The sequence below is a fragment of the Spirillospora sp. CA-128828 genome (assembly GCF_050945415.1).
Lineage (GTDB): Bacteria > Actinomycetota > Actinomycetes > Streptosporangiales > Streptosporangiaceae > Spirillospora.
The window spans coordinates 5,735,388-5,757,816 of sequence record NZ_CP191986.1 but is presented as its reverse complement, the minus strand read 5'-3'; the positions used below and the strand labels follow the sequence as shown (position 1 = coordinate 5,757,816).

The following is a 22,429-nucleotide window of genomic DNA, read 5'->3' as shown; positions in this document are numbered from 1 at the left end:
AACAGGAGAGTTCATGCGAAGACTCGCCCTACCCGCAGTCCTGTCCACGGTGCTCGCCGCCTCGGCGATCGCCTTCGCGAGCCCGCCCGTGGAGGCGGCCGGGCCCGGCGGCGCCGCGTCCACCGATTCCGCCGACGGCCGGCTTGACGTGCTGTTCGTCGGCGCCCACCCCGACGACGAGGCCGGCGCCCTGTCCACGCTCGGCCAGTGGAACGAGTTCGACAAGGCGAAGGTCGGCGTCCTCACCGTCACCCGCGGCGAGGGCGGCGGCAACGCCGCCGGAACCGAGGAGGGGCCGGCGCTCGGGCTGCTCCGGGAGAACGAGGAGCGGCGCGCCGTCGGCAAGGCGGGCGTCACCGACATCCACTACCTGGACAAGGTCGACTTCTACTACACGGTGAGCACCCCGCTCACCGCCGCCACCTGGGATCACGAGAAGACGCTGGAGAAGGTCGTCCGGCTCGTCCGCGAGACCCGGCCGAAGGTCATCGTCACCATGGTGCCCGCGCCGCTGCCCGGCCAGCACGGCAACCACCAGGAGGCGGCGCGGCTGGCGACCGAGGCCTACTTCGCCGCGTCCGACCCCGCCGCATTCCCCGCCCAGCTCGGCAAGGAGAGGCTGAGCACGTGGGCTCCGGGACGGCTGTTCCAGACCGGCGGGGCGTCCGGGCCCACGGGGGCCGCCTGCGCCGCCCAGGGCACCCCGGCCGACCCGGCCTCGATCACCTACGGCGTATGGGGCGGCCGTGCGTCCGCCCGCAACGGCGGCAGGACGTGGGCGCAGGTCGAGCGCGAGGCGCAGCGGACGTACGTCAGCCAGGGCTGGGGCGGGTTCCCGGACGTCCCGTCCGACCCGGCCCAGATCGGCTGCGACTACTACATGCAGATCCACAGCCGGGTCCCGTTCACGCTGGGGAACACCGGCCCGGCGGCGATGCTGGAGGGCGCGGTGCTGCCGGGCAAGGGCGGCCTCCCGCTCGGCACCCGGTTCTCATTGACCACGGACTCGTTCGGTGTGACCGCCGGACGCCCCTTCAAGGTGACCGCGCACGCGAGTTCCCCGAATCGGCTGAAGGCGGCCAAGGCGTCGCTGGCGGTGCCGTCCGGCTGGAACGTGACAGGCACCGGTGACCTGGGGACGGTCGGCTCGACCGAACGTACGGCGACGTTCACGGTCACGCCGCCGGCCGGGGCGAAGGCCGGCCGCGTCCAGCTGGCGGCGACCCTCTCCAGCGGCACGGCCAAGGGACAGGCGGCCACATCCGTGGAAGTCCGGCCGGCCGTCACCGGGGTGCTGGAACCGCTGCCGCGCGTGGCGGACTTCGACTCCTGGGCCGGCAAGACCGGCGTCCCGGCGCTGACCGGGCAGGTGAAGCGGGTGCTCACGCTGGCGTCCGGCAAGTCCCGCAAGGTGCGCGTGGACCTGGCCAACACGACCGCGGCCCCGCAGTCGGGCACCGTCAAGCTCGATCTTCCGGAGGGCTTCGCCGCCGATGCCGCGTCCAAGCCGTACACGCTCGACGCCGGGGCGACCGGCGCGGCCACGTTCACCGTCACCAACACCGACGCCTCGCTGCCCACCTCCAACGACGGCGGCGCGGGCGGAGACTACGACCTGACCATCACCACGACCACGTCCTCGGGCTCCGACGTGCAGAAGGGCGCCCTGGAACTCGTCCCTGCGGCCGTCCTGCCGAAGGCGGAGACCGTGCCGACGGTGGACGGCAAGGAGTCGCCCGGCGAGTACCCGGGGCCGGAACTGAACCTGTCCCGGCGCTGGGAGGGCTCGGCCTGCGAGTCCGCCGCCGACTGCTCGGCGACGGGCAAGGTCACCTGGACCGACGACGCGCTCCACGTGCTGGTCAAGGTCCGCGACGACAAGCAGGGCACCGTGCTCGGCGCGGACGACTGCAAGCGGCACTGGCGCACCGACTCGGTGGAACTCGCGATCGACCCCCGCGGCGACTCCGAGAACACCTCCACCACGTTCAAGACCGGCATCTTCCCCAAGATGTCGGACGGGAAGCCGTGCTTCGAGCGTGACGCGGACGCCCGCCAGGGCCCGGGGGAGGAGACCGCGCCCGGCATGCGGGTCGCCTCGTCGGTCGCCGAGCCGTACGACGGCTATGTGATCGAGGCGGAGATCCCGTTCAAGGCGCTGCCCACCGCGGTGGACCCGGAGCGGATGGGCCTGAACCTGTTCGTGTACGACTCCGACACCCAGGACAAGACCGGCCAGACCCGTATCGGCTGGTCGACCTGGGGCGGCGTGCAGGGCGACCCGTACCGGTGGGGCCTCGTGTCCCTACCCGGGCACACCCCGCCGTCCGGCATGCCGACCACGCCCCCGGCGCCGGCCATGCCGACGGACGCGACGCGGTCGGTGAACTCGCCGGAGTCGATCCTCCAGGCGGTGCGGACCGGAGTCCCGCTGGCCGCCGGCCCGGCGGCGCCGCGCTCGGACACGGCGCGGATCACCGGGAAGCCGAAGGTCTCCGGCGGCTCGACCACCGTCAGGCTGCTGGCGACCGGGCCCGGCACCGCCCACGTTCACGTGTGGGACGGCAAGCTCCTCGGCACGAAGCAGGTCGAGATCCGCCACGCCGGAGTCACCACGGTGACCGTGCCGGGCGGGACCGGAACCGTCACCATGGCCTTCGAGGCGGCGAAGGGCGGGACGGCGAGCGGCGCCGTCCCGTTGTCCGGATGAGGCGACGCCGCCGGGCCGGGGCCGTCCACCCTGGTCCGGCGGCTGCCGCCGGAGACTTTGAACTCACTCCCGCCGGGACGCGTACCCCCACGCGTAGATCGACACCCGGAACCGGGAGGGTTCATGACGCGCCGGAAGAGCGTGAGGAACAGTCGGCTGCGGACCGCGGTCACGACGACCGCGGTCGCCGCCGGATCCGCCGGGCTCCTGGCCGGCTCGCTGTACGTCGTGCACGCCGAGGGACGGCCGGGCGGCAAGGAGGCGAAACTCGCCGGCGACGCCCAGGCCGGACGCCAGGGGACGGGACAGGGCGCCGGGCAGACCGCCGGCCGGCGAACCGGCCAGGCCGCCGCCACGGCCACCAGGATCGCCGACCGGCTCGGCACCCGCACGACCGGCGGCTACGTGGACTCCGCGGGACGTCCCGTCGTCACCGTCACCAACGCCACGGACGCCGCCGCGGTGCGCGCCGCGGGCGCCGTCCCCAAGATGACCCAGCGGAGCCCCGCCACCCTGACGCGGGTCACCAGCACGCTCCGCCAGTCCGTGTCGGACATCCCCGGCACCGGATGGGCCGTCGACCCCGCCACGTCCAAGGTCACGGTGTGGACGGACGACACGGTCACCGGCACGCGCATGGCGGCCGTCCAGCGCACCGCCCGGCAGATGGGCGCGGCGATCCGGATGGTCCGCATCCCCGGCACGCTCCGCACGTTCGCGCTCGGCGGCGACGCCATCTTCGGCGGGGGCGCGCGCTGCTCGCTCGGCTTCAACGTCAAGCGCGGCCAGCAGGACTTCTTCCTCACCGCCGGGCACTGCGGCAACGAGGTCCAGAACTGGACCTCCGACCAGGAGGGCGCCGAGGCCGTCGGCACCACCGTGGAGAGCGACTTCCCCGGCAACGACTTCGCGCTCGTCCAGAGCGAGGGCCAAGCAGGCCAGAGCGCGGTCAACCTCTACAACGGCCAGGCACAGGAGATCACCGAGGCCGGCGAGGCCGTCGTCGGCCAGGAGGTCCTGCGCAGCGGCAGCACAACGGGCGTCCACGACGGCACCGTCACCGCCACCAACGCCACGGTGAACTTCGCCGAGGGCAGCGTCAGCGGCATGATCCAGACCACCGTGTGCGCGGAGCCGGGCGACAGCGGAGGCCCGCTCTTCGCCGACGGCGCCGCCCTGGGGCTCACCTCCGGCGGCTCGGGCGACTGCCAGACCGGCGGCGTCACATTCTTCCAGCCGGTGACGGAGGCCCTCCAAGTCTTCGGCGCCGAAATCGGCTGACCACCCCCAACCGAGGCCCAGGCCACATCCGGCCTGGGCCTCCCTCATGTGCGGCGTCCGCCGTGACGCGGCACCCGAGTCCGCGCCGGGAATCGGGTGACAACAAGGCGGATCGGCTGAAAGGCTTTGCGGGCACCGTGTTCGCCTCCGGGTGACGGGGGTGCCTTCAGGCCGGCGCGTCCGCGCGGCACAGGGGACAGCGAGGAGGCGACGGCAGTGACCGTCTCGATGGTGAAGGGTCAGCGGATCTCGCTGGAGAAGCCCGGCGGCGGGCTGAGCATGGTCCGCATGGGACTCGGCTGGGACGCGGTCAAGAAGAAGGGCTTCTTCGGCTCCCGGGAGCGGGAGATCGACCTCGACGCGTCCTGCGTGCTCTTCGCCGACGGCAGCATCGCCGACGTGGTGTACTTCGGCAAGCTGGTCAGCGACGACGGCTCCGTCCGGCACACCGGCGACAACCTGACCGGGGCGGGCGACGGCGACGACGAGTCGGTGATCGTCGACCTCGGCCGGCTGCCGGTGCACGTCACCTCGCTGGTGTTCACCGTCAGCTCCTTCAACGGGCAGACCTTCAACGAGGTCGAGAACGCGTTCTGCCGGCTGGTCAACGAGACGGACGGCGGTGAGCTGGCCCGATACACGCTGACCGGCGGCGGCGCCCACACCGCCATGGTGATGGCCCGGCTCTACCGCCACGGCGGCTCCTGGAAGATGAACGCGATCGGGGAGCCGTGCCACGGCCGCACCTTCCAGGACATGCTGCCGACGATCACCGGTCTCGCCTGACCGCCCATGACCGCACTCACGCGCGGCGCCAACGCGCCGCTGCCCGCCCGGCGGGTGACCGCCACCGCGTCCTGCGCCGTCCCCGTGGACGTCAGCGCCCTGCTCGTGGGCACCGACCTGCGGGTGCGCTCCGACGCCGACCTGGTGTTCTTCAACGCGCCCGAGGCGCCGGGGGTGCGCTGGGCCGACGCCGGGGGAGGCCAGCGAGTCGAACTCGACCTCGACGCGGTCCCGGCCGATGCGGCAGCGGTGCTCATCGCGGTCAGCCTGACCGGCGCGACGACCTTCGGGACGGTGCCACCACCCGAACTCCGCCTCACCGCGGGCGGCGAACCCGTGGCCGAGTTCACCGTCGCGGGCCTGGGCCCGGAGAAGGCGATCATCGGGCTGGAGATCTACCGCCGGGACGGCCGATGGAAGGTCCGCGCGGTCGGCCAGGGCTACCCCGGCGGGCTGGCCGAGCTGGTCGAGGCGCACGGCATCGAGGTGGACGACGAGGGGGACCGGGCCGATCCGGCCGATCCGGCGCCCGGAATGCCCGCCCCGCCGGTCGCCCCCGCGGTCGGGGCGGCACCCCGGGAGCACGTCCCGCCGTCACCGCCGCCTGCCTCGGAGGTCGGCTACGTCGAACGCTGCTGGCTCGTCTGGGAGGACGCCAGCCGCTCGCTGGCCGCGTTCCTGTCCTCGACCGAGCACGCGCTGACCCTCCGCAACGAGGAGATCGCCGGACGGCAGCCGCGCGGACGCTTCGAACAGCTCATGGCCGCCGCCGACCAGCGGCTGCGGTCCGACGCCGCCCAGCTGCGTGAGGAGCTGGCCCGGGTGGAACCGCACATCACCCCCGAGGCCGCGCCCTTCGACGCGCCCGCCTGGCTGACCTGGCAACCCCGAACCGACCTGGCCGAGGGGATGCTGCTGGGCCGGCTGTCCACCGCCGAGCTGCCCGATCTGCGCGTGCCGCTCATCCTGCGGCTGCCCTGGCGGCGCGGCGTGTGGGTCTCGCGCGGCACGATGCCGGGCGACTCGGCCGCCTACGCCTGGTCGCTGGCCACCCGGTTCCTGGCCGCCGTCCCGCCCGGGGTCGCCGGGCTGGAGGTGATCGACGCGGCGGGCCTGTCGGGCGCCGGCTGGCTGCACGGGTTCGATCCGTCCACCAGCGCCCGCCTGCTGGGAGGCGGGGTGGCCACCGGACCTGCCGCCGCCGAGCGCCTCCGCCGCCTCCTCGACCTGGTGGACCTGCGCCGGATCGGCGGCGACGACGACCGGTCGTCCGCCGGCCCCCCGATTCGGCTGGTGGTCGTCCTCGACGCCGGCGCCGCCCTCGCCGGGGAGGAGGCGCACCAGATCCTGCGTCTGGTCGAGGACGGGCCGCTGGTCGGTGTCCCGGTGCTGCTGGTGGAGACCGACACACCCACCGGCGATTCCGTGCGCGCCATGCGGGTCCAGCAGTCCTGCAACGACCTCCCCTCAAGCGCGGGCAGCATCGGCGACTCCTGGGTGGGCGCGGAATGGACCCTGACCCCCGAGGTCCTCCCCGACGCCGCCGGCGGCACCCGTGCCCCCGCCCTCTTCAGCCACGTCCTCGGCACCCACGCCCGCGCCATCGCCCCCCACGGCCAGTAGGACACCGGGGACGGGAGCCGGCACGGCCGTCAGCCGCGGACCGCGGCGCGCTTCCGGGCGCCGCGGACGGCGGCGGAGAGGGTGGCGATGTCGTAGGCGCCGAGGTGGCGGCGTCCGTTGACGAAGAAGGTCGGGGTGCCGGAGACGCCGCTCAGGTCGGCCGAGTCGACGTCCTCGGCGATCCGCCCCGCGCCGATGTGCCGGCGCATGTCGGCCCGGAAACGGTCGAGGTCGAGACCGAGGTTCTCGGCGTAGCCGACGAGGTCGCGCGGGCGCAACGCCTCCTGATGTTCGAGCAGCACATCGTGCATGTCCCAGAACGCGCCCTGTGCGGCGGCGGCCTCGGCCGCCTCCGCCGCGAGCTGTGCCCGGGGGTGGATGTCGTTGAGCGGCAGATGCCGCCACACGTACCGGACGTCCCCGTGCCCGGCGAGCAGCTCGCGGATCACGGGCTCGGCCTGCCCGCAGTACGGGCATTCGAAGTCGCCGTACTCCACGACGGTGACCGGCGCGTCGGCGGGCCCCCGGACGTGGTCGCGGTCCGGATCGACCGGCGCGGCCAGGTCGACGATGCTCTCCGCGGTCCCCAGCAGCGCCCGCAGCCGGCGCCGCGGCGGCAGCAGCGCGGTGGCGCGGACGACCACCCAGGTGACGGCCGTGGCGCACAGCGCCGCCGACAGCACGCCGATCTTCGCGTCCTCCAGCCGCGCGCCGCTGAACGACAGCGTCGCGATCAGCAGCGCCACGGTGAAGCCGATGCCGGCGATGGCGCCGCCGCCCCCGACGGCGGCCCACCCGACCGGCGGACGCAGCCGGCCCCGGCTGAGCCGCCGGACGAGCCACGAGAAGCCGAGGATGCCCACCGGCTTCCCGGCGACGTAGCCGATCAGGATGCCGAGCGTGACCGGCGAGGTGAACGCGCGGCCGAGCGAGCCGGCACTGATCGTGATGCCGGCGTTGGCCAGCGCGAACAGCGGCACGATCACATAGCTCGTCCACGGGTGGATCAGCAGCTGGAGCCGTTCGTTCGGTGAGATCGCCGCGGCGACCTCGGTCTGCGCCGACCGGGCGAACTCCGGCGTCGGCTGCTCCCGGAACAGCCGGAAGACCTCCGTGGCGCGTTCCAGATCGGTCCGCGCGGCCGGGTGCGCGTAGGTCAGCAGCCCCATGGCCAGGCCGACGACCACCGGTTCGACGCCCGAGGACTGCATCGCCGCCCACGCGGCCACCCCCAGCACCACGTACACCGCCGTCTGCCGCACGTCGAGGGCGCGGACGATCACCGTCAACGCGAAGATCGCGATCGTCAGCAGCAGCGGCGGCACCGAGACGTCCTCGCTGTAGAAGATCCCGATGACCGCGAGCGCGACGACGTCGTCGACGACGGTGGCCGTGAGCAGGTAGGCGCGCAGCCGCGCCGGGAAGCTCCGCCCGACCAGCGCCAGCACGCCCAGCGCGAAAGCGGTGTCGGTCGACATCGCGATGCCCCAGCCGTGCACGGACGGCCGGCCCGCGTTCGCGGCCAGGTAGACGGCCACCGGCACCACCATCCCGCCCAGCCCGGCGGCGAGCGGCAGCGCGAGCCGGCGCCGGTCGCGCAGTTCCCCCATGTCGAACTCGCGGCGCGCCTCCAGCCCGACCACGAAGAAGAAGACCGTCATCAGGCCGCCGTTGACCCAGTGGCGCAGATCCTGCGTGATGCCGGCGCCGCCGAGGCGGACCGACAGCTGCGTCCCCCATGCCCTTTCGTAGCCGGACGCGTCCACGTTCGCCCAGGCCAGCGCGGCGAGCGTCGCGGTGAGCAGGACCACGGCGCCGCCCGTCTCGGTGCGCAGGAACTCCCGCAGCGGCGTCTGCAGGCTGCGCGCCCACGCCGTCCGGCCTGCGAACGGCCCGGCCGGGGCGTCCTCCCCCCGATTTTCGGTCATCCCTGCATTGTCACCCGGCCCTGATCGCCGCCGTGCAGCGCCTGCCGCACACCGAGTTCCAGCCGGGCCACGACCCGCTGAAGTGACCGCGTCACTATGGGGCGCCGTATCGATACAGTTCGGCGGTAGGTGGCCGTCTCCCCCCAGGACGAAGATGATTCCTCAGCCGATTCCCGGTCGTCGCCGAAAAACCGGTCTGGCGGCAGCGCTTGTGGCGATGCTGTGGGCGTCGGTGGCATGCTCCGGCGAAGCAGCGGATCCACGGCCGACCCGGGCCGCCTCACCGCCGGGCCCGGCGACCTCGGCTCCGCAGCGGACGTGGACCCCGAACGTGGACGATGACGAAGCCGCCTGTCGGAAGAAGGACCCGGAGCCATGGCGGCCGTCCAGCGACCCGTACACCGGGCCGGGGCCGCACTACATCCACCCGATCGAGGTCCAGTTGGATCCCGGTGAGCCGGAGAACGCGATGGACAGCAAGGACCTGTCCACGATCCCCAACGATATGCAGATACCCAGTGGGCGAATCCCGGATGGCTGGCAGCTCGTCGCCTGTGTGTACGACGGTCAGCCCGTACGCCGGTCCGGCACGGTGAGCTGCTATTTCAGCAATCTGAACAAGAGCAAGAAATACCCGTTCTATGAATCCCGTTACGAGGTGATCGTGCGGGAGGCCAGAACCGGGAAGAAGGTGGCCACGTTCAGTGTGCCGGGCACGACCAATGAGGACGGCGACTGCCCCAGTGTCGTCGTGGATTCCGGTGACACCATCATCCTGAAACCACTGGTCGGCCGCACTCTCGGAGAGAAGCTCCGCCCCTTTTTCAGCGCCGCTGAATAGGCCCTATGCCACACCGTGGGCGTAGGCGCACCTCTCCCAGATGTCGCCGTGGTACTCGCAGACTTCGACGAACACGCGGTACCCGTCAGCGAAGTAGTTGGTGGCCCATGAACGGCACTGGCCGTCGTTGGACGGATCTTTGAAAACGTAACCGGCGGGATCGGTGGGCTCGTCGCCGTTCGGGTCCGTTCCCTCCAGGTAGGCCACGATTCCACGCTGGTCGGTGGTGTTGTCGCACACGGTTATCTTCTCGTACGAGGGATACCCCGCCAGATCGGCGTCGAAGAAGACGGCGCCACTGCCGCTCAGCGTGTAAAGCCAGTGGACGTTGTGGGGCGGCTGGGCGGCCCCCGCCTGCGTGCCGCCCCCGAAGACGACGACCGCCATCACGGCCGCGAACAGGCCGAATCGTCGTGCATTTCGCATCCGGAGTCTCCCTTCTGCCGCACCATGATCGACATGATCGGGACGCATCCTAATGCCGGCGGGAGTGCCGAATACGAAACCATGAAGGCCGGAATCGGCCGCAGAAGCCGGACGGCTCCGAATCCCACTTCTATCCGGTGCAGTCGATCAGAGCCCTCGAAATCATTCGTGCCCGGTCGGCGGCGGGTCCGGTGGCGGTGGCGGGGCCGTGCGCCGCCGCCCGCCCGCTCCTCGCCGGGGGGCCGCCCCGCCCGGGGGCCCGGCCGCGAGCGAGGGCGATCGGGTGTCCGGAGGAGCTGTTACCGATACCAGAACCGCCCGTCAAGTCCCACTGGAGGACTGTCCTGGTCGCGTAGGGATTGACATTCACCATGAGTTAGCGCAAACATTCGTGACACACGCCACACGGACGAAAGCGGGCGACGTGGACGAGATTCAGGATGGCTGCGCGGCCGAGTGCAGGCAGGTGCTCATGGGCGGGCTCGCCACGCTGACCGGACGTTCGGCCGTGACCGCCGGCGTCCGCGGCTGAGTTTCAGGATCCTGCCGCAAGGGTCCTCCTGCCGACCGAAATGTTACCGGTAACTCTCCCTCCCGCACACGATCGCCGACCGGCGACGCGACCACCGTCCAGCACCGGTCCCTCATCCGCTGGAACCAGGCGTTCCATCGCCCCGCCCAGAGGTTCTGACCCGACCCCGACAAAGACGCCCTTCGCCGACCCCCGAAGTAGAAGGAAGAAACAGCCATGTTCAAGCGGCTCATCGTCGCCGTCGCGGGCGCCTCGCTGGCGCTGACGGCACTCAGCGCCTGCGGCGACTCCGGCGGCTCCGGCTCCGGCTCCGCCTCCGGGAAGCTCGTCCTCGGCTTCTCCCAGGTCGGCGCCGAGTCGGGCTGGCGGACCGCCAACACCAAGTCGATCCAGGACGCCGCGAAGACCGCGGGCGTCGACCTGAAGTTCTCCGACGCCCAGCAGAAGCAGGAGAACCAGATCGCCGCGATCCGGTCCTTCATCAAGCAGAAGGTCGACGTCATCGCCTTCTCCCCGGTGGTCGTCACCGGCTGGGACGCCGTCCTCAAGGAGGCCAAGGCCGCGGACATCCCGGTGGTCCTCACCGACCGGGCCGTCGACTCCGACCCGTCCCTTTACGTCACCTTCCTCGGCTCGGACTTCGTCGAGGAGGGCAAGAAGGCCGGCGACTGGCTCGTCAACGAGTACAAGGACGCCAAGGAGCCCGTCAACATCGTCCAGTTGGAGGGGACCGTCGGCGCCGCCCCCGCGATCGACCGCAAGAAGGGTTTCGAGCAGGCCATCGCCGCCAATCCCAACCTCAAGGTGATCGCCTCACAGTCCGGCGACTTCACCCGTGCGAAGGGCAAGGAGGTCATGCAGGCCCTGCTCAAGGCCCACAAGGACATCGACGTTCTGTTCGCCCACAACGACGACATGGGCCTGGGCGCGATGCAGGCGATCCAGGAGGCCGGGCTCACCCCCGGTAAGGACATCAAGATCGTCACCATCGACGCGGTCAAGGACGGCATGCAGGCGCTGGCCGACGGCAAGTTCAACTTCATCGTCGAGTGCTCCCCGCTGCTCGGCGACCAGCTGATGCAGACCGCCAAGAAGGTCAAGGACGGCGAGAAGGTCCAGAAGCGCATCGTCACCGTCGAGACCGTCTTCGACCAGGCCAAGGCCAAGGAAGCCCTGCCCACCCGCAAGTACTGATCCACCCGGAGTTCCGCCGGGGTCGCGGCGACCCGCGGCCCCGGCGGGCACCAGAGCACAGAAGCGGAGGAGGACGGCGAATGACCGTTCCCGTCCTGGAGATGGACGGCATCTCCAAGGGGTTCCCTGGCGTCCAGGCCCTCGACGACGTGGCCTTCCGGCTGTTCCCCGGCGAGGTCCACGCGCTGATGGGCGAGAACGGCGCGGGCAAGTCCACTCTGATCAAGGTGCTGACCGGCGTCTACGGGGCTGATGCCGGAAGCGTCGCGATCGCCGGCCGCGGCACCCTCATCCACGGCCCGCTGCACGCGCAGCGGCTCGGGATCAGCACGGTGTACCAGGAGGTCAACCTCTGCCCGAACCTGTCGGTCGCCGAGAACATCTTCATCGGCCGGGAGCCCCGCCGGTTCGGCCGGATCGACTGGGCCGCGGTCAACCGCCGGTCGGCCGAGCTGCTGGCCCGGCTCGACCTGAAGCTGGACGTCACCGCGCAGCTCGGTTCCTACTCGCTGGCCGTGCAGCAGCTCGTCGCGATCGTCCGGGCGGTGGACCTCGACGCCAAGGTGCTGATCCTGGACGAGCCGACCTCCAGCCTCGACCGCGGCGAGGTCGGCCGGCTGTTCGCCGTCATGCGCCGGCTGAAGGCCGACGGCGTGGCGATCCTCTTCGTGTCCCACTTCCTGGAGCAGATCTACGAGGTCTGCGACCGGGTGACGGTGCTGCGCAACGGCCGTCTCGTGGGCGAGTATCCGATCGGTGAGCTGAGCCGATTGGAGCTCGTCGCGAAGATGACCGGGCAGGAACTCGCCGCCCTTGAGGAGCTGGACAAGACGTCCCCGGACACCGGCGGAAGGGAGCGGCTGTTCGCACTCGAAGGCGTCGGGCGCACCGGGGCGATCGAGCCGGTCGACCTGGACCTGCACGCGGGAGAGGTGGTCGGTTTCGCCGGTCTCCTCGGCTCGGGCCGCTCGGAGCTCGCCCGGCTGATCTTCGGCGCGGACCACCCCGACTCCGGCCGCATCCGGTCGGGCGACGGCCCGGTCACGATCCGGACGCCGCGCGCCGCGATCGAACTGGGCATCGCGTTCTGCCCCGAGGACCGCAAGGGCGACGGCCTGGTCATGGACCTGACGGTCGAGGAGAACATGGTCCTCGCCCTGCAGGCGGCTCGGGGCTGGCTCCGGCCGCTGAGCCAGCGCAGGCGCGAGGAACTCGTCGGCGAGTACATCAAGGCGCTGCGCATCCACCCGCCGCACCCGGGCGCGCCGGTGCGGAATCTCTCGGGCGGCAACCAGCAGAAGGTGCTGCTCGCCCGCTGGCTCATCACCCGGCCGAAGCTCCTCATCCTGGACGAGCCGACCCGCGGGATCGACATCGGCGCCAAGACCGAGATCCAGAAGCTCGTCGTCTCCCTCGCCGGGGACGGTATCGGCGTCGTGTTCATCTCCGCCGAGCTGGAGGAGGTGCTGCGCATCTCGCACAAGGTCGAGGTGTTGCGCGACCGCCGGCTCGTCTCCGAACTCCAGAACGACGGGTCCCTGACACCCGAACGCATCCTGCAGACCATCGCGAACGGAGCCGCGGAGAAATGACCCGCGCCGAATCCCCGTCCCGCCTCGCCGCCCTCACCCGGAGCTCGCTGTTCTGGCCGGTGACCGTGCTGGTCGTCATGCTCCTCGGAAACGTGCTCTTCACGCACGGCTTCCTGGCGATCCGCGTCCGCCAAGGCCACCTGTACGGGAGCCTCATCGACATCCTGCTGTTCGGTGCGCCGCTCATACTCGTCGCCCTCGGCATGACGATCGTCATCGCCACCCGGGGCGTCGACCTGTCCGTCGGGGCCACCGTCGCCATCTCCGGCGCGCTGGCCTGTTACCTGATCAGCAAGGGTCACGGGCTGGTCATCGCGATCGGCGCCGCCGTCGTCGCCTCGCTCCTGCTGGGCCTCTGGAACGGGCTCCTGGTCACCCGCCTCGGCATACAGCCGATCATCGCCACGCTCATCCTCATGGTGGCCGGACGCGGCATCGCCCAGCTCATCACCGGCGGCCAGATCATCACCATCAACGACCAGGACTACAAGCTCATCGGCGGCGGCTACTGGCTCGGCCTGCCCTTCTCGATCATCCTGGTGGCGGTCGCCCTCGCCGGCACCGTCGTGCTGACCCGCCGCACCGCGCTCGGCCTGCTGCTGGAGTCCGTCGGTGGCAACGCCGAGGCGTCCCGCCTGGTCGGCATCCGCGCCACCGGGCTGATCGTCCTGGCGTACGTGTTCTGCGGGCTGTGCGCCGGGATCGCCGGCCTGATGATCAGCTCCAACACGCTGTCGGCCGACGCCAACCACGCAGGCCTCTGGATCGAACTGGACGCGATCCTCGCCGTCGTCCTCGGCGGCACCGCCCTCACCGGTGGCCGGTTCTCACTGGCCGGGACGGTCGTGGGCGCCCTCATCATCCAGACCCTGGACACCACGATCTACACGGCGGGCATCCCGCCGCGCACCACGCTCGTCTTCGAGGCGGTCGTCGTCACGATCGTCTGCCTACTCCAGTCGCCCGCCTTCCGCGCCAAGGTCACCCGCCGCCGCGGCAGGCCGACCGCAGCACCGGCGTCCGCCGAAACCCAGCAGGAGGTCACGGCATGAGCGCCGCCTTCCCAAGCGTGATCGCACGTGGTCGCCCCTTCGCACCACGCCGCCGGCACGTCCCCGTTCTGGTAACGCTAGGGCTGTTCCTGCTTTCGTTCGCGGTCGGCGCGATCCGCTACCCCAACTTCGGCACCACCCAGGTCTTCCTCGACCTGTTCATCGACAACGGCTTCCTCATCGTCGTCGCGGTCGGCATGACCTTCGTCATCCTGACCGGCGGGATCGACCTGTCCGTCGGCTCCGTCGTGGCGCTGTCGGGCATGCTGTGCGCGATCGGCACAATGAAGCTGCACATGCCGGCGCCCGTCGTCATCCCGCTGGTGCTGGCCTTCGGGACACTGTTCGGCGCGGCCATGGGCTACATGATCCACGTGTTCCAGGTGCAGCCGTTCATCGCGACCCTGGCCGGGATGTTCCTGGCCCGCGGCCTGTGCCTGACGCTCAGCGAGAACCAGATCTCCATCGACGATTCCTTCTTCGACACCCTCGCCCTGAACTCGCTGCACTTTCCGGGTGGCGACCACCTGTCGTACGGGGCGGTCACGGCCCTTGTGGTGGTCGTCATCGCCGGCTACGTGCTGCAGTGGACGCGCACGGGACGCAACGTGTACGCCGTCGGCGGCAGCGAGCAGTCGGCGATGCTCATGGGCCTGCCCGTCGGCCGGACCAAGATCCAGGTCTACGCGATCAGCGGCTTCTGCTCCGCGCTGGGCGGCGTCCTGTTCGCCCTCTACACGCTGTCGGGCGATCCCACCCACGCCATCGGCATGGAACTGGACGCGATAGCGGCCGTCGTCATCGGCGGGACCGTCCTCACGGGCGGATCCGGCTACCTCGTCGGCAGCGTCCTCGGCGTCCTCGTGCTCGGGGTCATCAAGACCATCCTCAGCTTCGAGGGGACGCTCAGTTCCTGGTGGACGCGGATCGCCATCGGTGTCCTCCTGTTCGGCTTCATCGCCCTCCAGCGCCTCATCGGCGCTCGCCGCCGCACCCGCGGCGGCGAAACAGCGACCATGGTTTGAGACCGATGTTGCGAGAGAACGGCCGCGCCGGCCGTCTCCGAGTTGCCTTATCGTGCTCCCTCGCTGTAGCGCGCGTAGCGCTCGGAGGGCCACCAATGGCTGTAGGCGGGTGCTTGCGGCCAGCCCTCGGGGACGTCCTGCCACTCTTCCTGCCGGCCGTAGGGGAGCAGGTCGATCAGCGGGAACGTGTGGCTCAGCTGCTCGGTGCCGCGCCCGTTGGTGTGCCAGGTGCGGTAGACGCTGTCACCGTCGCGGAGGAAGACGTTGACCGCGAAGCCGCCCCCTGGCGGCGCGTCCATGTCGCTGCCGAAGGAACTGTCGGCGGTCGAGTACCAGTCCATCGCGTTGCCGACCCGCCGCTTGTAGGCCAGGGCCTCATCGATCGCCCCTTGGGTGACGATGACGAAGCGGGCGTCGTATTCGTCGAGGAATTCCAGTTTCCAGAACTGGGAGGTGAACCCGGTACAGCCCGGGCACTGCCACTCCTCTCCAGGGGTCCACATGTGGTGGTAGACGATCAGCTGGGTCTTCCCGTCGAAGACGTCGGCGAGCCGGACGGGGCCGTCCGGTCCCTGGAGGGTGTAGTCGGGCAGCCGCACCATGGGCAGCCGCCGGCGCTGGGCGGCGATGGCGTCGAGCTCCCTCGTGGCGGCCTTCTCACGCGCGCGCAGCTCGTCGAGCTGCTTGCGCCAGCTCTGCTCGTCGACGACCTGAGGTAGTGGCTTGGAGGTCATGTCGGCATCTCTCCGAACCTGGGTATCGGCTGCGTGCCGGTGCGGCACCCTGCACCCCATGGAGACCAGGCGAGCGCGCGAAACTCATCGGCGGCGGCCGAAGCGGCGTGATCAAGGAATCTCCCGTGCAGAGATTCCTTGATCACGCCGGATGGGCCATGCCGGGGGTCAGGGGTGTGCGGGTAGCGGTTCGGCGCTCTCGGCCGCCCCTGCGGGTTCGGCGTCCTCGGCGACGGCCTGGTGCTCGGGGCGCGGGGTGTTCATCACGACGGCGACGATCAGCGCGCCGACCAGGATGATCCCCGCGGCCCAGGCGCTGGCCGTCGCGAAGCCGTCCACGAGCGCCTGCTTGGCGATGGCCGGGTCCATGCCGTGCGAGGCGTGCGAGGCGAGGTAGTCCGCGGTCGCGCTGGTGGCGATGGTGTTGAGCAGCGCGGTGCCGATCGAGCCGCCGATCTGCTGCGCCGTGTTGACGCTCGCCGACGCCACGCCGGAGTCGCCCTGGTCGACGCCGTGGGTGGCGTAGTTGATGGCCACCGGCATGATCATGCCGGCCCCGAGGCCGAACAGGAGCTGCACGACCAGCACGCCGCGGGCATAGGAGGTGCCGGGTTCCAGGGTGAGCATCCACAGCATCGCGGCGGAGCCGATGAGCATGCCGGGAACGATCAGCATCCGCGGCTGGACCCTGGGCAGCAGCCGAGTGGTGAGCCCGCCGGCCGACACCAGGACCGCCGTGGCCATCGGAAGGAAGGCGACGCCCGTCCTGATCGGCGAGTATCCCTTGACGATCTGCATGTAGTAGGTCATGAAGAGGAACGCGCCGAACATTCCGATGACGGCCAGCCCCACGGCCAGGTAGGCGCCGCCGCGGGTGCGGCTGGCGATCACGCGCAGCGGCAGCAGCGGCTGCGCCACCCGGCTCTCGACGAGGGCGAACGCGCCGAGCAGCGCCGCGCCGGCGGCGAACAGGCCGATGACCGTCGCCGAACCCCAGCCGTCGGACTCGGCCCGGCTGGTGGCGTACACGACCGAGACCAGCCCGCCGGTGACCAGCAGCACACCGGGGATGTCGAACCGTGCCCTGCCCTCGCGCCGCGACTCGGTCAGCACCGCGGACCCGCCGATCGCCGCGATCGCCGCGATCGGGATGTTGACGTACAGGCACCAGCGCCAGTCCAGGTAGTCGGTGAGCGCCCCGCCGGCCAGCAGCCCGATCGCGCCGCCCGCGCCGGCGATGGCGCCCCAGACCCCGAACGCCTTGGCGCGGTCCTTCGGCTCGGTGAACGTCACGGTCAGCAGCGACAGCGTGGACGGCCCGAGCAAGGCGCCGAACGCGCCCTGCAGGGCACGGGCGATCAGCAACATCTCGAAGTCGCCCGCCGCACCGCCCAGCGCCGACGCTCCGGCGAAGCCGATCAGCGCGATCAGGAAGGTCCGCTTGCGGCCGGTGTAGTCGGCGATCCGGCCGCCGAGCAGCAGCAGGCTGCCGAACGCCAGCGTGTACGCGGTGATGATCCACTGCCGGTCGCCGTCGGAGATCCCCAGGTCCCGCTGCAGCGACGGCAGCGCGATGTTCACGACGGTGGCGTCCAGAACGATCATGATCTGGGCCAGCCCGATGAAGAGCAGGGCGGCCCAGCGGCGCGAACCGGCCGCCGCGGCCTGCCCCTTCGTAGTTGCCCTGCCTCGTCCTCACTCACGGTGTTTGCGTGCCGCGGATCGTTCGCGCGGCGCCCTGACGAACACGAGACGGCGGCGGCCCGATCCCTGTGACGGCGCGGTCATGTGGCATGCGCCACCGAAAGCGGGTGTCACAAAGTGGTGGGGGCCGGCGTCTTGTGCGTGTGGCAGAGTCGAATTCGAACCGGCAGGAGTCGTCTATGAGCGAGCACAGCGAGCCGGCAACGAGCAGCGCCGAGCCGCTCGCTCGGGGGGGACGCATGGATTCCGCCACTGAGGCGTTCGTCGCGCACCGCAACCTTCTGTTCACCGTCGCCTACGAGATGCTCGGCTCGGCCGCGGACGCCGAAGACGTCCTGCAGGAGACCTGGCTGCGATGGGCGGGCGTTGATCTCGCCACTGTGCGGGATCAGCGCGCCTACCTGGTGCGGATCGCCACACGGCAGGCACTGGACCGGCTGCGCACGCTCGCCCGGCGCAAGGAGTCCTATGTCGGCCCTTGGCTGCCCGAACCGCTGCTGACCGCGCCTGATGTGGCCGAGGACGTGGAGTTGGCCGACAGCGTCTCGATGGCGATGCTGCTGGTGCTGGAGACGCTCACGCCCACCGAGCGGGCGGTGTTCGTGCTGCGCGAGGTGTTCGACCTGGCCTACGACGAGATCGCCGAGGCCGTCGGCAAGAGCGCGGCCGCCGTCCGCCAGATCGCGCACCGGGCCCGCTCGCACGTCGCCGCGCGCCGGCCGCGCGACGTCATCTCACCGGCCGACACCCGGGCCGCGCTCCAGGCGTTCCAGCGGGCGATCGAAACCGGCGACCTGCAGGACCTGTTCGACATCCTCGCGCCCGACGTCGTCCTCCTGAGCGACGGCGGCGGACGCAAGCAGGCCATCCTGCGGCCCATCGTGGGGGCCGGCAAGGTGGCCCGCCTGATGACCCTCGGTTTCAAGAGGCTCGTAGCCGAGGTGACGGTCGAGCCTGTACAGGTCAACGGCTGCCCGGGGCTCATCCTGCGGCTCGACGGGGAGATCGACGGCATCGTGGCGATGCGGGTCGAGGACGGCCTCGTCAGCGGGCTCTACTTCGTCCGCAATCCCGAGAAACTGTCGCGTGTGGAGCGGGAGACCGCGCTGAGCCGCTGAGGCCCGGACGGCCTCAGGACGGGGCGAGCCTGGCCTGGAGGCCGTCGAGGAAGCGGTCGAGCCCGTAGGCGAAGTTGACGTCGCGCAGCCGGGCGGGATCGTCGTCCCGCCGCGTGGCGAACTCCTCCCGCAGCCGTGGGTGATCGTCGAGGGCCTGCTTGGCGGCGGGACGCAGGCTTTCGGCCCACTCCTGCTCGGTCCGGCCGCTGCGGGCGAGCATGGACAGGTACGCCGCCTCGCTGATGCTCATCCCGATCACGTACGCGAGCAGGCCGTTCATGGCCTGCTCGGCCTCGCCGGGAGGGAGCCCGGCGGCGTGGAAGAGGGCGAGCATGCGCTCGGACTGGTCGATCAGGTTGGGGCCCAGCTCGGCGAGGCCGACCTGACCCAGCACCGCCGCGACCCAGGGGTGGCGGATGATCATGGCGCGCAGGCTCTGGGCGCAGCCGGCGAGGGGCTCCCGCCAGTCCGCCGCGCCGGCCGGGGCGGGCACGCGGAGCTCGCCGTACAGCTCGTCCACGATCAGTTCGATCAGCTCGTCCTTGTTGGCCACGTGCCGGTAGAGCGAGGTGGCCGCGGTGCCCAGCCGGACGGCCAGGCTGCGCATGCTGAGCGCTTCCAGGCCCTCTTCGTCCAGGAACCGGATGGCCTCGGCGACGATGCGTTCGCGGCTCAGGGCCGGCTGTTCCTTCTTCGCGCGGGGGCGTGCCCACACCGAGGGGATGGGCGGCTTGGCGGCTGACATGCCTCCATCCTAGCGTTCGACGTTCGCACTTGCGTACAGTGTTACGGTATGCGTACAGTGTTCGCATCGCGAGTACAGCGTTCGCCCCCCGATGTGAGAGGTCCCTGATGCAAACGCGCAGCCCCCGCCGCTGGCTGATCCTGATCGTGCTGTGCCTGAGCGCGATGGTGCTGGTCATCGACAACATGGCGCTGGCCGTGGCCATCCCGCCGCTGGCCGCCGACCTGGGCGCGAGTCCCCAGGACACGCAGTGGATCCTCGACTCCTACATCCTGGTCTTCGCCGGTCTGCTGCTGACCGCGGGCGGCCTGTCGGACCGGTTCGGCCGCCGCCGCGTCCTCGTCATCGGCCTCGGCCTGTTCGGAGCGGCGTCGCTCGCCGCCGCCTGCGCCGCCGACCCGGCCCAGTTGATCGCCGCCCGGGCGGTGATGGGCGTCGGCGGCGCGCTGGTGATGCCGAGCACGCTGTCGATCCTGATCACCGTCTTCGACGCCGCCGAACGGCGCCGCGCCATGGCCTGCTGGAGCGCGGTCGCCATGCTCGGCCTGGTCGGCGGGCCGGTGCTGGGCGGCGCGCTGATCGCCCACTTCCACTGGGGCGCGGTCTTCCTGATCAACGTGCCGGTCGCCGTCCTCGCCATCGCCGCCGCGCTGCTCCTGATGCCCGAGTCCAAGGGGCCCGCGAGCAGGCCCGACCCGCTGGGCGCGGTGCTGTCCATGGCCGGCATGACCGCCCTGATCTGGACGATCATCGAGTTGCCGCACGGCCTCTCCTGGCCCGCGCTGACGATCACGGTTCTCGCGCTCGGCGGGTTCGTCGCCTGGGAGCTGCACACCCCGCACCCGATGGTGCCGCTCGGCCTGTTCCGCCACCGTGCCTTCAGCGGCGGCAGCCTCTCCCTGACCCTGGTGCAGATCGGCAACGGCGGGCTGCTGCTCGTCCTCACCCAGTACATGCAGTACGTCCTCGGATTCACGCCCACCCAGGCCGGGCTGGCGTTCATCCCGCTGGCGGTCGCCTCGGTCGCCTTCAACACCCTCGGCGCCACCGTCCTCTCCGGCATCGGCCACCGGGGGTTGATCGCCGCCGGCCTGACCGGCATGGCCGCCGGGTTCGGCGTCCTGGCCGCCCTGTCGGCCGAGGGCGGATTCGTCCAGCCGGCCATCGGCCTGTTCCTGCTCGGCGCCGGCGGCGGCCTGGCCATGCCCGCGGCCGTCTCCGCCCTCATGGGCACCATCCCCGGCGAGCACGCCGGCGTCGGCTCCGCCCTGAACGACACCGTCCAGCAGGCCGGCGCGGCCCTTGGCGTGGCCGTCCTGGGAAGCATCGTCTCCAGCGGCTTCACCGGGACGATGTCCGGCTCGGCCCCCGGCCAGGCCGCCCGTTCCGTCGGCGACGCGCTCGCGGTGGCCGGACGCACCGGCGACACCGCCCTCGCCGGCGCCGCCCGCGACGCCTTCACCACCGCCATGTCCTCCGCCTTCGCGGTCAGCGCGGCCGGAGTGCTCGCGGCGGCCGTCCTGGCCCTGATCGTCCTGCGGGAGAAGCCCGCCGCGGCACCCCGGCCCGAGGCAGCGCCCGAGCCCGAGCCCGCCCTCTCCGCCCGCTCCTGACCCCTCACCCTCCTGATCTCACCCTTCTGCCGAAAGGAAGCACGATGAACGAGACGATGAACTGGAACGCCGACGGTGACTGGAAGGTCCAGGGCGAGTGGGGCGTCCGCGACTCCGCCGGCAGGCGCTTCGACCTCGCCCGCTGGCAGCGGCGCTTCGACGAGCTGCGCGCCGCCCACCACGTCCCCGGCGCGAGCCTGGCCGTGGTGATCGACGGGCAGGTGCACGAGCTGGCGAGCGGGGTGCTGCACCGCGGCACCGGCGTCGAGGTGACGCCCGACTCGGTGTTCCTGTCCGGCTCGATCGCGAAGGTGTACACCGCCACCCTGATCATGCGCCTGGTGGACGAGGGGCGGCTGGACCTGGACGCGCCGGTCGTGGACACCCTGCCGGAGTTCGCCACCCCCGACCCTGAGGCCACGAAGACGATCACCGTCCGGCAGCTGCTCTCCCACACCGGCGGCGTGACCAACGACTTCAACTTCGACGGCGGCCGGGGCGACGACTGCCTGGCCAGGTACGTCGAGGCCGCCCGCCGGGTGGCCCTCGACTGCCCGCCCGGCACCGCGATCTCCTACGGCGGGCTCGGCTACATTGTCCTCGGCCGCCTCATCGAGAAGGTGACCGGACTGACCTGGGACCAGGCCCTCCAGGAACTCCTCTTCGCCCCGCTCGGCCTGGAGCGCTCGGTGACGCTGCCCGAAGAGGCGCTGCGCTTCCGCGTCGCCATGAGCCACCTCGGCGAGCCCGGCGCCGACCCCGACCCGGCCCCGTCCTGGGACCTGATGCCGCGCTCCGTCGGCCCGGCCGCCCGGGTCATCGTGTCCGCCGGCGACATGGCCCGCTTCGCCCGCCTGCACCTTGCCGGCGGCCTCGCCCCCGACGGCACCCGCGTCCTGTCCGCAGACGCCGTCGCCGCCATGCAGCACCGCGAGGTGGACGTCCCCGACAAGTGGACGGTCAGCGCCGACGGCTGGGGCCTGGGCTGGACGCTCTACGACTGGGACGGCATCGCCGGCTACGGCCACGACGGCGCGGCCATCGGCCAGTACGCCTATCTGCGCGTCGTCCCGCAGGCGAACGTCGCCGTGGCCCTCATGACCAACGGCGGCGCGGCCCGCCTGCTGTACTCCGACCTGTTCCGCGACCTGCTCGCCGAACTCGCCGGCGTCACCATGCCCGCCCCGTTCGCCCCGGCGGACCCGGCCCCCGCCGTGGACCTCGCGCCGCTGCTCGGCATGTACAAGCGCGAAGGCGTCGTCATCACCGTCTCCCGGAAGGACGACGGCTCGCCCCACATGCGGTACGAGTTCGTCGGCGACATGAAGGACATGTCGCCGCCCTTGGAGATGGACCTGGAGCCGGTCACCGACAAGGTCTTCGCCGCCTCAGGCGCCGGCCCCTCCTTCAGCGAGGACTACATGCCGGTCGTCTTCTCGACCCTCGCCGACGGCAGCGAGGTCTGCTACGTGGGCATGCGAGCGACCCCCAAGACCGCCTGAACCGAAGCGCGACCGAAACCAGC

At 71.3% G+C, this 22,429-nt stretch carries 17 protein-coding genes; 12 read left to right on the top strand and 5 right to left on the bottom strand.

What is annotated here, in order from left to right; translation table 11 throughout:
* The first annotated feature begins 13 nt into the window (after positions 1 to 13).
* The 4 genes from ACQPXG_RS28015 (at position 14) to ACQPXG_RS28000 (ending at position 6,400) form a co-directional block, all read left to right on the top strand.
* Positions 14 to 2,710, top strand: coding sequence for a sugar-binding protein (locus tag ACQPXG_RS28015; protein ID WP_433462101.1), 2,697 nt, complete (start codon positions 14 to 16; stop codon positions 2,708 to 2,710).
* Between the two features lie 123 nt (positions 2,711 to 2,833).
* Positions 2,834 to 3,991 carry a S1 family peptidase gene (locus ACQPXG_RS28010; protein WP_433462100.1) on the top strand — a complete coding sequence of 386 codons (1,158 nt, stop codon included), beginning with the start codon at positions 2,834 to 2,836 and terminating at the stop codon, positions 3,989 to 3,991.
* A 216-nt stretch (positions 3,992 to 4,207) separates the two neighbouring features.
* Entirely contained in the window at positions 4,208 to 4,777 is a 570-nt protein-coding gene (locus tag ACQPXG_RS28005; RefSeq protein ID WP_433462099.1) for a TerD family protein, read from the top strand.
* 6 nt (positions 4,778 to 4,783) lie between these two features.
* On the top strand, positions 4,784 to 6,400 hold the full coding sequence (locus ACQPXG_RS28000) for a TerD family protein (RefSeq protein ID WP_433462098.1): 1,617 nt from the start codon (positions 4,784 to 4,786) through the stop codon (positions 6,398 to 6,400).
* A gap of 29 nt (positions 6,401 to 6,429) precedes the next feature.
* On the opposite strand, the gene nhaA is transcribed toward ACQPXG_RS28000, so the two are convergent.
* A complete protein-coding gene (nhaA, locus tag ACQPXG_RS27995) occupies positions 6,430 to 8,328 on the bottom strand; it encodes a Na+/H+ antiporter NhaA (protein ID WP_433462097.1) in 1,899 nt (632 codons plus the stop codon).
* Between the two features lie 331 nt (positions 8,329 to 8,659).
* On the opposite strand from nhaA, the gene ACQPXG_RS27990 reads away from it, so the two are divergent.
* On the top strand, positions 8,660 to 9,169 hold the full coding sequence (locus ACQPXG_RS27990; protein WP_433462096.1) for a hypothetical protein: 510 nt from the start codon (positions 8,660 to 8,662) through the stop codon (positions 9,167 to 9,169).
* Between the two features lie 3 nt (positions 9,170 to 9,172).
* On the opposite strand, the gene ACQPXG_RS27985 is transcribed toward ACQPXG_RS27990, so the two are convergent.
* The gene (locus ACQPXG_RS27985; protein WP_433462095.1) at positions 9,173 to 9,595 is read right to left on the bottom strand and encodes a hypothetical protein; all 423 of its coding nucleotides are present in this window, start codon (positions 9,593 to 9,595) and stop codon (positions 9,173 to 9,175) included.
* A gap of 748 nt (positions 9,596 to 10,343) precedes the next feature.
* Here ACQPXG_RS27985 and ACQPXG_RS27980 point away from each other — a divergent pair.
* The 4 genes from ACQPXG_RS27980 (at position 10,344) to yjfF (ending at position 14,990) form a co-directional block, all read left to right on the top strand.
* Positions 10,344 to 11,321 carry an ABC transporter substrate-binding protein gene (locus ACQPXG_RS27980; protein WP_433462094.1) on the top strand — a complete coding sequence of 326 codons (978 nt, stop codon included), beginning with the start codon at positions 10,344 to 10,346 and terminating at the stop codon, positions 11,319 to 11,321.
* An 80-nt stretch (positions 11,322 to 11,401) separates the two neighbouring features.
* Positions 11,402 to 12,913 (top strand): sugar ABC transporter ATP-binding protein, encoded by a 1,512-nt coding sequence (locus ACQPXG_RS27975; RefSeq protein ID WP_433462093.1) that lies wholly within the window; start codon positions 11,402 to 11,404, stop codon positions 12,911 to 12,913.
* Entirely contained in the window at positions 12,910 to 13,965 is a 1,056-nt protein-coding gene (locus ACQPXG_RS27970; protein ID WP_433462092.1) for an ABC transporter permease, read from the top strand. The genes ACQPXG_RS27975 and ACQPXG_RS27970 overlap by 4 nt, the downstream gene beginning before the upstream one ends.
* Positions 13,962 to 14,990 carry a galactofuranose ABC transporter, permease protein YjfF gene (yjfF, locus tag ACQPXG_RS27965; protein WP_433462091.1) on the top strand — a complete coding sequence of 343 codons (1,029 nt, stop codon included), beginning with the start codon at positions 13,962 to 13,964 and terminating at the stop codon, positions 14,988 to 14,990. The genes ACQPXG_RS27970 and yjfF overlap by 4 nt, the downstream gene beginning before the upstream one ends.
* Before the next feature lie 47 nt (positions 14,991 to 15,037).
* On the opposite strand, the gene ACQPXG_RS27960 is transcribed toward yjfF, so the two are convergent.
* Positions 15,038 to 15,724, bottom strand: a complete 687-nt coding sequence (locus ACQPXG_RS27960) for a DUF899 domain-containing protein (protein WP_433462090.1) — start codon at positions 15,722 to 15,724, stop codon at positions 15,038 to 15,040.
* A 168-nt stretch (positions 15,725 to 15,892) separates the two neighbouring features.
* Positions 15,893 to 17,341, bottom strand: coding sequence for an MFS transporter (locus tag ACQPXG_RS27955; RefSeq protein WP_433470064.1), 1,449 nt, complete (start codon positions 17,339 to 17,341; stop codon positions 15,893 to 15,895).
* Between the two features lie 326 nt (positions 17,342 to 17,667).
* On the opposite strand from ACQPXG_RS27955, the gene ACQPXG_RS27950 reads away from it, so the two are divergent.
* Entirely contained in the window at positions 17,668 to 18,546 is an 879-nt protein-coding gene (locus ACQPXG_RS27950) for an RNA polymerase sigma-70 factor (RefSeq protein WP_433462089.1), read from the top strand.
* Positions 18,547 to 18,559: 13 nt separating this feature from the next.
* Here the strand turns inward: ACQPXG_RS27950 and ACQPXG_RS27945 are convergent, their stop codons facing one another.
* Positions 18,560 to 19,291: a TetR/AcrR family transcriptional regulator gene (locus ACQPXG_RS27945; RefSeq protein WP_433462088.1), complete on the bottom strand. Its 732-nt coding sequence runs from the start codon at positions 19,289 to 19,291 to the stop codon at positions 18,560 to 18,562.
* Between the two features lie 107 nt (positions 19,292 to 19,398).
* Here ACQPXG_RS27945 and ACQPXG_RS27940 point away from each other — a divergent pair, with 107 nt between their 5' ends.
* Positions 19,399 to 20,904, top strand: coding sequence for an MFS transporter (locus tag ACQPXG_RS27940; RefSeq protein WP_433462087.1), 1,506 nt, complete (start codon positions 19,399 to 19,401; stop codon positions 20,902 to 20,904).
* Between the two features lie 44 nt (positions 20,905 to 20,948).
* Positions 20,949 to 22,406, top strand: coding sequence for a serine hydrolase domain-containing protein (locus tag ACQPXG_RS27935; RefSeq protein ID WP_433462086.1), 1,458 nt, complete (start codon positions 20,949 to 20,951; stop codon positions 22,404 to 22,406).
* The last annotated feature ends 23 nt before the right edge of the window (positions 22,407 to 22,429 follow it).